Source organism: Anabaena catenula FACHB-362 (genome assembly GCF_014698735.1).
Taxonomy (GTDB): Bacteria; Cyanobacteriota; Cyanobacteriia; order Cyanobacteriales; family Nostocaceae; genus Anabaena; species Anabaena variabilis_A.
Genome location: NZ_JACJTQ010000060.1, coordinates 18160 through 29819 on the forward strand (window position 1 = coordinate 18160; position 11660 = coordinate 29819).

The following is an 11660-nucleotide window of genomic DNA, read 5'->3' on the forward strand; positions in this document are numbered from 1 at the left end:
TCCTGGATATCCTGTTCGCGTAGCGTGGCGTTAGCCATTTATGACAGAAATTCAGATCATTTCTTCACACAACGAGTATCTTTCCCACCTTCCTTACACGACTCAAAAGTGATTTTCTTATCCGCAATTTCCTGTTTGATTTTCATCACTTTCTCTTGAACTTCCGGCTTCACTACTCCAAATTTACCCAAATATAGAATCTCTGGTTTTTCCAAACCAATTGTATAAATTTCTCCTTTTAACTGTTTTTGTTTCGCTAGTTCTGCTAAATAAGCAATAGCTAAATCTAACCTTTTCACCGCACTGGTTAAAACTGCTTTCGGGGCAATATCTAACTGATCTTTTGTATTTCCAAAAGCATAAACTCCTTTATCACTTGCTGTTTGTAAAACTGTGGCGGAAGAATTATCTAGCCATTGGAAAATTACATCATTACCAGCAGAAATTAAAGCCAAAGTTGCTTCCTTAGCTTTGGTAACATCATTCCAATCACCAATAAAAGTAGAAGTAACTTGAATTTTTGGATTTACAGATTTTGCCCCTAATTCAAATCCTCGTAGTTCTTGCTGTGTAGCTTCAAATTCCTGTCCAGCAATGTAAGCTAATTTATTAGATTTAGTAATAGCAGCGCCAATAATTCCACATAAATAACTAGCTTGTAAATGATCTATTCGCAAAGCGGCGATATTATCACCTTTAACAGAACCATTCACAGCAACAAAGAAAGTATTAGGAAATTGGGAAGCAACTTGTTCTATGGCTGCATCAAATTGTCCACCATGTGCAAATACTACGTTATAGCCTTTACGAGCAAAATCTGTTAATGCTTCTGTTTGATCTGCTTGTGCTACATTTTCTACATAAGCGATTTCTGCACCCAGCTTTTGTTTAGCGAGGTTAACACCTTCATAACCCGATTGATTCCAAGCTTTATCTGTGATGACTCCAGGGAGGACAATTGCTATTTTCAATCCTTCACCACTCTTAGCTGTGGTGGGTGTAGATGTAGAATTTGAATTAGGATTATTAGTACAGGCTTTTAGTAGTAAACTAGTAGCTAATGTAGCTGAACTATATACAATAAATTTACGCCGATTTAAGTTATTCACCGAGTTAATTGCCCTAAAAAATTATCTTTTGCATACATAATCAAATATTTTAACATTGCTATGTAAAAGTGTTGATTTTTCCAAGCCTTAGAGAACTGGATTGATACTCAACACGTAAGTATTCAGGATAGAGAATACTCCAAGCCAGGAGAATAAAGGCTTTTTTAGTCAACTTTGATGATTTTGATAAAATCTCACTTCTCTCTATTCTTCATTTCATAAGCATTCTGACTCCTGACTCCTGACTCCTGAATTCTTACCTCAGCACTTTGCTACTACAGGAATGAACCAAAGGTAATAGAGGCCCTAACTGTTCCTGTCCATTCACAGCTAAATCACTGTGACACAAATAAATTCTTTCTGAAACACGAGCTAGTAAATCTGCTATAATTCTTTTTAATCTTTGTTCTTCTGCTAATTGTTCATCTGCTGCTGTCCAAGGTTCTCCCAACCTGTCGCGTAGGAATAAGGTAGCACCAAACAAAGTAGCTGCACCACCTTTAGCCCACAGCGGTGAACCAGCATCTAGCCAAAAATGCCATCTGTGAAATTTTCGACTAGCACGGTATTGAAATATAGTCGCTAAGGTAACAGCTTTTCTCGCACTACCAATGGGATGCACGGGGTAGGGATTGGCTGTGATTGTACCACGCCGCAGCAGTTGGATAAATTCGGTGATGGTGGTGGTGAGGGTTTGTTGAGTATGCAGTGAAAGTAAGATTTTACCAGTTTGTCTTAATCTATTGTCTACTTCCCAGTAGTGTTGAGCCGTTTCTAGTAGTTCTCGTAATGCTGCTAGTGTTTCATAGGGAGGATTGTTATTTTTACACACAAAGTCTTGAATGGCTTTGTAGATCAGAAAAATAGGTGTCAAGGGAAGATGCGGTTGATGTTGCGATCGCTGTTGTTCTATCCACTGTAATATCTGATCATAGGCTTTACTCGCCCCATAGCCAATTCTATCCCAACGCTCAAAACTCTTAATTGGTAGTAAATGCGGTGCGTCAGGGTGGGGAACAAAGCAAGCGTCTGCTATTAACCCAGCGCGTACAGGATCAATAAATTCTTGTTTCTCTCCATTATCGGTGTGACTTTGACTCAAGACAACCAACATCTCTGCAACTGCATCCCGGTCTACCAGTCTGCCCAAATCAGGATAAACTAAAGTCAGTAAGGTGAGTAATGCTCTGACAACTGGTGAACTAATTAGAGGACGTTGGTCATTAAGGCATTCTACCTGGATATTCTGCTTAGTTAATATTTCTATGAGAGTATAACGTGCGATCGCATCTAACCCTGGTGCAATTATGGCAATTTCTTCTGGTTCGACTTTCCCAGACTTAATCCCATCAATAATTACTTCTGCTGTTTGACGTAATAGTTGAGCGCGAGAAGCTGTTTGAATGGGTTGCACAGATGCACTTAAACTGAAAATCGCCATCGGTTCTGTGACTAATTCTATCATCGGTTTCACCAGTTGCACCGCTAAACTATCTGCTGGAGAACCAATTAAATTTTCTACCCGACAACGCTGTGCTAGTCTTTGCAAATATTGAGGATCTGCACCCAATCCCCAGCGTATCGCCCCATCTGGATTATAGCTAAAAGCGCCAACTGCATTGCCATCTAAAAGGAACTCAAAGAGGTGATGAGCGATCGCTGGATAATCATCCACATCATCTGCTATGATTGCCTGATAGCGATACCTGAGACGCTGCTGATAATCGCTATTAGTTAACAAATGCTGGCTGTAAAGTTCCGTTATTAGCCCATAAGTCAGGAATCCTCTTTCTAAACACCAATTGCGCCAATTTAGCAGCAAAGATCCTAACAATTCTGGCTCTAAATTACCGCTATTCTCCTGTAAACCACTTTCTAAAATCTGGGTAATATCTTCACAACCCATACCACTGTAAGCACCCAATTGCCATAAATCCAAAATCCTTCTCACCAAACGATACTCATTTAATCCCGCACGTCGCACAGTTTCTGCTTCTAACTGAGAGCGCCAAAGTTTTGTTGCTAATTCCTGTTCAGTTTCTGGACGCAATCTCACTGGAAATTGTGCTTTAATCTGTAGTGATTCAATTAATAACGGCCAAAATAAAATTACTTCATCCTGAAAAAATCCCAAAGTTGTTTTAGCGCGAATTGGATATTTTCCTGAAGTTAACGTAATAATTGTATCAGCCAATTCTCGGCGGTTATCATCATTGGCAGCTAAAACTAAAACTCTCGGCTCTGTTTGTCGGAGGGTTGAAGTTTTTTTTGTGCTTGAAGTTTTTTTCTGGCTTAGAGTTTTAGTATAAAATGATTCTATATCTTGGTTGTCAAGTTCTAGCCAATGACAAAATATCTCGGCTATACGAGTAGTTTTACCAGTGCGACTAGTACCAACAATCCAAACAGAATCAGAAACCACCAATAGACTCCTTATAAATTTGTTATTATACTTCGTGCGTTAACTTAAGGTAAAGAATCAGCAAACAATACTAGATGATCATCGACGATGAGAAACTCTGTGTTTAGTCAAAAAATATACTCTTTCTTGCTAAGTGCTTACAAATGGTATCTACAAACGCCAGAACGTTCTTTAGAGGAAGCGTATCAAACAGCATTAAAGATTAAGGAAATCGAAGACAAGCATTTTAATGGTAATAAAATAACCTCTGACTCTGCTATATACAGCAGTAGTGTCATGGATTATTTTGAAATAGAGTTGAAAAAATTATTAAAAAATGCTCGAATGCGGCTGACGGAGTTTAAAGCAAGTCGTTGGTTTTCCAATGAATCTAAGGAAAAAGCAGCCTTGAAAGCAGGTATTGAATATCCCAGTCCTGCTTCAGTTTTAGAAAAGCTAGAATTTATTGATATAGTAATTGCCAAGTACACAATTGATGATCAAGAAACAAATCTTTCCAATTTAGCACCTCCATCTATAATAGTAGCAGATGATGCCGCCATTGTTCAATCAAGAAAACCAAAAACCTCATTTCAAAATAGCGAACCAAAACCCAAACGCAAAGCTGATACAACAGGAGTTTTACCTCGTTCAATTTTAAGCACCATCAATCGTCTCCAAGTCGAATTAGATCCAAATTCCGAACAAGACGTAGTAAAAAATTTCCGTCAGACACAAAAAAGAACAATTATTTCGATTCGGTTTATCTTACTACTAATTATCATACCGCTTTTAACCCACCAATTAGCAAAAGCTTTAGTAGTTGGACCATTAGTAGATAAATTTAGAACTTCGCCAACAGTGCAAGTATTTCTCAATTCAGAAATGGAAGAAGAAGCACTAGAGAAAATCCAAAGATTTGAGGAAAAAATCAAGTTTGAAAATTTAATTAATGATGCACCACCTATATCTTCCCAAGAGATAGAAAATCAGATGAGAGAGAAAGCGCAAGAGGTAGCAGAGGAATTTAGTGCTGAAAGTTCCAATGCGATTAAAAATGTATTTGCCGATATTTTCTCTGTAGGTGCTTTTATCTGGTTGTTAATTATTAGTAAGTCTTCTATTGCCGTCCTCAAAGATTTCTTTGATCATGTAGTATATGGATTGAGTGACAGCGCCAAGGCATTTATTATAATTTTATTTACTGATGTATTTGTCGGATTCCACTCTCCTCATGGTTGGGAAGTACTTCTAGAAGGAATATCACGCCATTGGGGATTACCTGCAAATCGGGATTTTATCTTTTTATTTATTGCTACATTTCCGGTAATTTTAGATACTATTTTCAAATACTGGATTTTCCGGTACTTGAATCGAATCTCACCTTCCGCAGTTGCGACATATCACAATATGAATGAATAAAATAACTCAGAGACTAGTGATGGTAAATTCAAAAAATATGTATTAATAAAAAATTTTATTTGATGAAAAAACTACTTAACACTACTATCAGCTTACCTATCTTTTTAGGCATTTTTCTGATGCCTTTAGAACCGATTAAATATCAACAACAACAAATTAAACAAATTACAAATCAACCAATCATTTCACCAGAATGTCAGGTCAAAAAGTGGGAATTACCAGATGAGTTAAAAAGCAAAAATGAAAAAAAATTACCTGTACTCATCCCCAGAGTTCCAGTTACCTGTTGTGAAAATGATGGTACTTGTTTAGATGAGATGATTTATGGTGGGGATAATGAAAAAATAGCAGATAAAAAAGCCTTGTTAACAGCTATTGATCAAAGTTTAAAATATTTGCAAACTCGTGGTGCTGAAGTTGCTTATAAAAAGTATAAAATACCGGAAATTACCAAGGAACGTGTTGACAAAAGTTTGCGAAGATTTCGGGAATTGCTATTATCAACTAATTCCCCTCAAGAACTCCACACAGCTATTGAAAAAGAATTTGTCTTTTATCAATCCTTGGGTAAAGATACCAAAGGTACAGTTTTGTTCACTGCTTATTATGAACCACTATATTTAGCCAGTCGCAAACCGACAAAAGAGTTTCGTTACCCTGCTTATCGCTATCCTGCTGATTTAACATCTTGGACTAAACCCCATCCCACCCGGTTAGAATTAGAAGGTGCAGATGGCTTACAAGGTGCAAAAGGTAAATTAAAGGGTTTAGAATTATTTTGGTTCCGCGATCGCTTGGAACCTTATATAATTCAAATTCAAGGTTCAGCACGACTAAAATTAACAGATGGAACACAAACAACCATCGGTTATGCAGGTAACACAGCTTATAACTATAAAAGTTTGGGACGCTTATTAGTAGATGATGGTAAATTACCTTTAGAAGGTTTAACCATGCCAATCATCCTCGACTATTTCCAAAAATATCCCCAAGATTTAAATATTTATATTCCCCGCGATCGCAGTTTTGTGTTTTTCCAAGAAACCAACGGTAAACCAGCACAAGGTTCTATAAGTGTACCACTCACACCAGAACGTTCCATCGCTACAGATAAATCTTTAATGCCTCCCGGTGCTTTAGCATTAATTCGCGCACCTTTTCCCTTTGCTAATCAAAACGGTGAATTAGAACATCGTACTGTTAGCCGTTATGTATTAGATCAAGATACAGGAGGAGCAATTAAAGGTGCTGGGAGAGTAGACTACTTCCTAGGTACAGGTGAAATAGCAGGAGATCGAGCAGGTGTCACAGTCAGTAATGGACAACTATTTTATTTGCTACTCAAACCTAAAAAATAATTCGTAATTCGTAATTCGTAATTCGTAATTCGTAATTCGTAATTTTTAATTCGTAATTCGTAATAGTGCCGATGGTAGGCTACACACTAAGTGCAGCTATACTCGTAAGGTCTTGACGTAATTAAATTTTGTGATGATGACTTAAATCCACAAAATTTATTAAAAACAGGGAGCATCCCAATTTTGCAAAAATATACGCAACTAACCCAAAAAACCTGTTTTACCTCTTACCTTCGCGCTCTTTGCTACGCAACGCTACCGCGAACGCGTCTTCGCGGTTCATTTTTTCCTTACTTTTGCGTAAGTCCCATTAAAAAAATATCTGTTCTGCTTTTATTGATTCCATAAACTATTAACAGTTACAAATTCATAACCTTGTTGTAATAATTGCGGAATTAAGATTTCGAGAGTAGCAGCAACATCTTGTCCACCACAAACACCATCATGTAAAACAATTAAAGAACCATTTTTAACCTGTTGCAAAATTCGCTGCACTACAACATTCACACCCGGACGTACCCAATCTTCCGGCACAACACTCCACATCACAGGACGATAATTCCACTGTTGAAATAGGTTTAAAGTTGCAGGTGTAAAAAAACCATTTGGAGGACGGACATCTCGCAATAATTCAGGTTCTAAATCACAAGCATTGTAAATAGCAACTTGGGTTTTTTCTAAACTCAGCTTTAATTCAGTTGGGGAAAGCAGAGGAAAAGAATGATGTTCATAACCATGCAAACCTATCCAATGTCCCCCATCTTTAACTGCTTTAGCAATATGTGGTGAACGGTTGACACAAACACCTAACCAGAAAAAACTAGCTGTAATTTTGTAACGATCTAAAACTGTTAATACTTGAGGTGTGTATTGGGGATGAGGTCCATCATCAAACGTAAGAGCGATGTTTCTTTTATTACTATCTCCACCCCAAAGACAGTTAGGAAAACTCGGTTGAAGAATACGGTAAATAAGTGGGAACAGAGGAGCAAACTGCATTTTAGGTCTTAACATAGCTGGAAATATTAGCGCCGACTTACTTACACCGTTTTGAAAAATGATGGTGAGAGTTGTAACAAAAACTGTAACAAGAATATTATTTCCCCTAACTTTCGACTACATTAATGACAAATAACAGGGTAATTCCTGAGTAAAGGGGTAATGTTCAAAGATACTCGAGACTATCAAATTCTCTTTCTCAGTCTTTTCCTTATGTTAGGAATTGGGACAAGAGACTGGACACTGCGTCCTGAGTTGATTGTAATAGCGATCGCAACCTGCATCATAACTCAACTCATATTCTCCTTAGTCATTAGTCATTGGTCATTGGTAATTAGTCCAGAACCAACTCACATCAAACCAACGTTCAATCTCCGCAGTTCCTTAATTACCTCTCTAGGACTGAGTTTACTGCTACGGGCTGACCATTGGACAACGATGGTTTTAGCCGCTGTCATGGCTATTTCTAGCAAATTTATCTTCAAAATTGGCGATAAGCATTTCTTCAACCCTGCCAATTTTGGCATTATTACCGTCTTATCACTAACCTCTGATGCTTGGGTTTCCCCCGGACAGTGGGGTGAAGAATGGTGGTATGGGCTGTTATTCGCTGGAACTGGAGGACTGGTTCTGCAACGTGTTGGTCGTTGGGATACCACAGCCGCTTTTTTAGGTGCTTACTCCTTACTGGAAGCAGTACGTAATATTTGGCTAGGTTGGACTTGGGATGTTTACTTACATCGCTTGATGAGTGGGTCTTTACTATTATTTGCCTTATTTATGGTGACAGATCCTCGGTCAATTCCCAATAGCCGCATAGGGCGGATTATTTGGGCTGTTTGTATTGCCATAATCACATTTATTTTGCGGAATTATTTCTTTCTTTCTACTGCTGTTTTTTGGGCTTTATTTGCTTTAGCACCCTTGACTATTCTCGTTGATACTATCTGGGTTGCACCCAGATTTTCTTGGCAGAAGGACGCAGAAGGACAGGAAGAAAATCACCAATTACAAATTAGTCAGGTTTTATAAAAATGAAAAAATTTAGATTATTTATCCCCTTATTAATAGCACTTGTCGCCGTGCTATCTTTTGCACCGGCAGCTTGGGCTTTTTGCGGTTTTTATGTCGCCAAAGCTGATACCAAGCTATATAACAAAGCTTCTCAAGTAGTAATTGCGCGAGAAGGAGATAAAACAGTTTTAACAATGGCTAATGACTTTCAAGGTGAAGTGAAAGACTTTGCTGTGGTCATCCCTGTCCCAACAGTGATTAAAAAAGAGCAAGTGCGCGTTGCTGAACCAAAAATTATCGAGAGATTAGATGCTTTTAGCGCCCCAAGATTAGTAGAATATTTTGATTCTGACCCCTGCGCCCCAGTTAATAAAATGGCGGATATGCCAGCACCACAATCCGCAGGAGCAACTAGAGGTGCAGAGGAAAGTAGGAGAAGAGATAACAGTTTAGGTGTGACAGTTGAGGCGCGTTTCAATGTTGGTGAATATGATATTGTGATCCTCAGTGCTAAAGAATCTGGTGGACTAGAAACTTGGCTAAACCGCAATGGTTACAAAATTCCCAGAGGGGCAAAAGAATTACTAAAACCCTATATTCGTTCTTCAATGAAATTCTTTGTTGCTAAAGTCAACTTAGATAAATTTGAGGAATCTGGTTATCAATTACTCAGACCTCTGCAAATCTCCTACCAATCATCTAAGTTTATGTTACCCATTCGTTTGGGTATGATTAACGCCACCACAGAGCAAGATTTGATTGTTTATATTCTCTCACCCAAAGGACAAGCTGAAGTCACCAACTACCGGACTGTTAAAGTTGCCTCTAACGTTAATATTCCTGTTTTTGTCAAAAACGAATTTGGCGACTTTTATAAATCCATGTTTCAAACTTCTTACAATAAAGAAGATAAAAAAGTTGCTTTTCTAGAATATGCTTGGAATATGAGTAGTTGCGATCCTTGTTCTGCTGATCCTCTCAACTCCGAAGAACTCAAGCAAGCTGGTGTGTTTTGGTTAGATAATAATTCTGATTCCAATGGAATAACACAGCCAAGATTTGGTCGTCCTTTCCCCACAAGTAATGTTTTTATTACCCGTTTGCACGTCCGCTACACTCGCAATAAGTTCCCTGAAGATTTGATGTTTCAAGCAACTTCCAATCAAGAATCTTTCCAAGGACGTTATATTTTACAACATCCCTTTACAGGTAATTTACAATGTTCTGCTGGTAGGGAATACAAACGGACTTTATCTGGGCGTTTTGAACAAGAAGCTCAAACTCTTGCTAAATTAACTAATTGGCAGATTCAAAATATCCGTCAAAAAATGAAGCTTAATGTAGGAATTCAGACTACTTCTTGGTGGGACAATCTCTTAACTTGGCTAGGATTATAGAACAATACGGTTTATATCAAGTCCGGCTAATTAGGGTTGCTGAATAAGTCTTTTCGTTAGGGCTAGGAGTCAGGAGTCAGGAGTCAGGAGTCAGGAGTCAGAATTAGAAGGAGATAAGAATAGTCTCGAATCTGGGTAAATGAACGGTAAATGAATGGTTTCATCACTTATTCCTTGCACCTTATTTACCTTTTATCCCTCTATAGTCATTTATTTATCTAGGTTTCCAGTTTATATGCCTAACGGCACGCTCCGCGAACAGCAAGTCCTAACTACTTCAGATCCCTGATTTCTCAGAGAAGTTAGGGATCTGACTTTTTCACATAATCAAAACGACTTTTCCTCCCCCTACTTACTTATTGATTTAAGCTACGAGATTTTGCAATTTGGCTACCATTTCCGCACGCGCAGAAACCCCCAATTTGCGGAACATTCTTTTCAAAGCTTGCTTAACAGAATTTTGGGTAATCCATAATTTAGTCGCAATTTCTGCATTAGTTAAACCTTGGGCTACCAATTCAGCAATTTCTAATTCCCTGGGTGTGAGAGGACTGGGGACAGTAGATGGGAAAGTTTTTGGTTTTGCCCGTAGTGTGGCTAGTTTGCTTGATAAATGAATACATAAGGCGCTAAGGTCAGCTAAATCATTACTATTAAAAGGTGGACTGCCTTGATCACGGGCAAAATTCAACGTTCCCACCAAATGACCATCGGACACTATTGGGCCAGTCATCACATGGTCGTGACGGGTACAAAAATGCTTCCAATCACTGGGAGATAAGATTAATTGCTCATGGGTGGGGGCGTGACGTTCTACCACATATTGACCAACAGGATTGCTTTCTAAACAAGCTGCGGGCATTTCTGGAAAGTCTATTTTGGTTGGGGAATCGTCATCTAGGAAAGAAATACCCCAATGTTGCACTCCAAAATGGTCGCCAATGGTATCCATGAGAGCCTGTTTTAATTCTTGCTCATTTTGGACATTAGCGATCGCTTGAAAAATGGCGTGGAGAGTTTTAGCCATAAGAGTACCCACTTGGGGACTATGCGAACCTCAATCATTATCTCTATGCTAATACCAGCAAGATTAAAACGCTATTATTACTGGTGGCGATAGGAGAAGCACATGACAGTTACACAAATCTCTGCCCAAGAACTTTTCCGGGCTGCTTATGAAAACCGCTACACTTGGGACAAAAGCTTCCCTGGTTATACCGCAGATATTACTTATAAATATGATGGCCAGGTGATCACAGGTCAAGTTCGTATTGATGCCAATCTCAAAGCCGAAGTTTTGGGTGTAGAAGACGAAGCAGCTAAAAAAGCGATTCACGGTCAAGCTTGGGAAATCGCCGTACACCGCGTCCGTCGCGCCTTTGAAGACACTCACAGCGCCAATACTTTTAGCTACGGTAATACTGACGCAAGTGGTGCAGTGGAAATTTTGATGGGTGGGAAGGCTGAAGGCGACAAATATAAAGTTCGCAATAATGAAGTTTGCCACGTACACCGTTTAATTCATGGTACTTTTGTGACAATTGACACTTTTAGCAGTCTTGATACAGGGGCGGGTTATCTGTCTCACACCTATGATTCTGTATATCATGACCCCAAAACTGGCGAACAAAAGGGCGGTAGAAGTGAATTCACCGATGAATATGAAAAAGTTGGTGAGTATTTCATTTTGAATCGTCGAGAAATTCGGACTGAGGTAGACGGTAACGTTTCCATTCAGGAATTTATCTTTTCTAAGATCGAGTTGTTAGGCTAGATTTCTCAATAATCTGCGATCGCTTTCGATAATGTGAAAGTATAAACATATAGCCATCCTTGCAGAGGTTGTGAACATCTTGTAGCGACTGTCTTGATTGTCAAGCGATCGCTCTTGTTGACGCAACAGGGGAACGCTGTGCTAGATTGGGCGGTGGTAGGTACGGGCATGAAGATTTTGGATTGG

At 38.8% G+C, this 11660-nt stretch carries 10 protein-coding genes; 5 read left to right on the forward strand and 5 right to left on the reverse strand.

What is annotated here, in order from left to right:
* Positions 1-56 precede the first annotated feature (56 nt).
* Both H6G68_RS24090 and H6G68_RS24095 read right to left on the reverse strand, forming a co-directional pair.
* Positions 57-1109, reverse strand: a complete 1053-nt coding sequence (locus H6G68_RS24090; RefSeq protein ID WP_190908906.1) for a BMP family ABC transporter substrate-binding protein — start codon at positions 1107-1109, stop codon at positions 57-59.
* 256 nt (positions 1110-1365) lie between these two features.
* Positions 1366-3531, reverse strand: coding sequence for a recombinase family protein (locus tag H6G68_RS24095; protein WP_190908907.1), 2166 nt, complete (start codon positions 3529-3531; stop codon positions 1366-1368).
* 87 nt (positions 3532-3618) lie between these two features.
* On the opposite strand from H6G68_RS24095, the gene H6G68_RS24100 reads away from it, so the two are divergent.
* On the forward strand, positions 3619-4932 hold the full coding sequence (locus H6G68_RS24100) for a proton extrusion protein PcxA (RefSeq protein WP_190908908.1): 1314 nt from the start codon (positions 3619-3621) through the stop codon (positions 4930-4932).
* Between the two features lie 62 nt (positions 4933-4994).
* The gene (gene mltA, locus H6G68_RS24105) at positions 4995-6290 is read left to right on the forward strand and encodes a murein transglycosylase A (RefSeq protein ID WP_190908909.1); all 1296 of its coding nucleotides are present in this window, start codon (positions 4995-4997) and stop codon (positions 6288-6290) included.
* Between the two features lie 333 nt (positions 6291-6623).
* Here mltA and H6G68_RS24110 read toward each other — a convergent pair whose 3' ends face one another.
* The gene (locus H6G68_RS24110; RefSeq protein ID WP_190908914.1) at positions 6624-7289 is read right to left on the reverse strand and encodes a polysaccharide deacetylase family protein; all 666 of its coding nucleotides are present in this window, start codon (positions 7287-7289) and stop codon (positions 6624-6626) included.
* Between the two features lie 162 nt (positions 7290-7451).
* Between H6G68_RS24110 and H6G68_RS24115 the strand changes: the two genes are divergently transcribed.
* On the forward strand, positions 7452-8321 hold the full coding sequence (locus H6G68_RS24115) for an RnfABCDGE type electron transport complex subunit D (protein ID WP_190908910.1): 870 nt from the start codon (positions 7452-7454) through the stop codon (positions 8319-8321).
* Positions 8322-8323: 2 nt separating this feature from the next.
* Positions 8324-9700 carry a DUF2330 domain-containing protein gene (locus H6G68_RS24120; protein WP_190908911.1) on the forward strand — a complete coding sequence of 459 codons (1377 nt, stop codon included), beginning with the start codon at positions 8324-8326 and terminating at the stop codon, positions 9698-9700.
* Positions 9701-10064: 364 nt separating this feature from the next.
* On the opposite strand, the gene H6G68_RS24125 is transcribed toward H6G68_RS24120, so the two are convergent.
* A complete protein-coding gene (locus tag H6G68_RS24125; RefSeq protein ID WP_127053683.1) occupies positions 10065-10727 on the reverse strand; it encodes a helix-turn-helix transcriptional regulator in 663 nt (220 codons plus the stop codon).
* Between the two features lie 102 nt (positions 10728-10829).
* Between H6G68_RS24125 and H6G68_RS24130 the strand changes: the two genes are divergently transcribed.
* Complete coding sequence (locus H6G68_RS24130) at positions 10830-11474, forward strand: DUF3386 domain-containing protein (RefSeq protein WP_016953596.1); 645 nt, start codon at positions 10830-10832, stop codon at positions 11472-11474.
* A 5-nt stretch (positions 11475-11479) separates the two neighbouring features.
* Here H6G68_RS24130 and H6G68_RS24135 read toward each other — a convergent pair.
* On the reverse strand, positions 11480-11660 hold a 181-nt coding region (locus H6G68_RS24135; protein WP_190908915.1), incomplete at its 5' end, for a hypothetical protein.

Excerpts from the sequence above, each read along its gene's own strand:
- H6G68_RS24110 (WP_190908914.1), bottom strand. The coding sequence starts at position 7,289 with ATGCAGTTTGCTCCTCTGTTCCCACTTATTTACCGTATTCTTCAACCG.
- H6G68_RS24100 (WP_190908908.1), top strand. The coding sequence starts at position 3,619 with ATGAGAAACTCTGTGTTTAGTCAAAAAATATACTCTTTCTTGCTAAGT.
- H6G68_RS24120 (WP_190908911.1), top strand. The coding sequence starts at position 8,324 with ATGAAAAAATTTAGATTATTTATCCCCTTATTAATAGCACTTGTCGCC.
- H6G68_RS24125 (WP_127053683.1), bottom strand. The coding sequence starts at position 10,727 with ATGGCTAAAACTCTCCACGCCATTTTTCAAGCGATCGCTAATGTCCAA.
- mltA (WP_190908909.1), top strand. The coding sequence starts at position 4,995 with ATGAAAAAACTACTTAACACTACTATCAGCTTACCTATCTTTTTAGGC.
- H6G68_RS24130 (WP_016953596.1), top strand. The coding sequence starts at position 10,830 with ATGACAGTTACACAAATCTCTGCCCAAGAACTTTTCCGGGCTGCTTAT.
- H6G68_RS24115 (WP_190908910.1), top strand. The coding sequence starts at position 7,452 with ATGTTCAAAGATACTCGAGACTATCAAATTCTCTTTCTCAGTCTTTTC.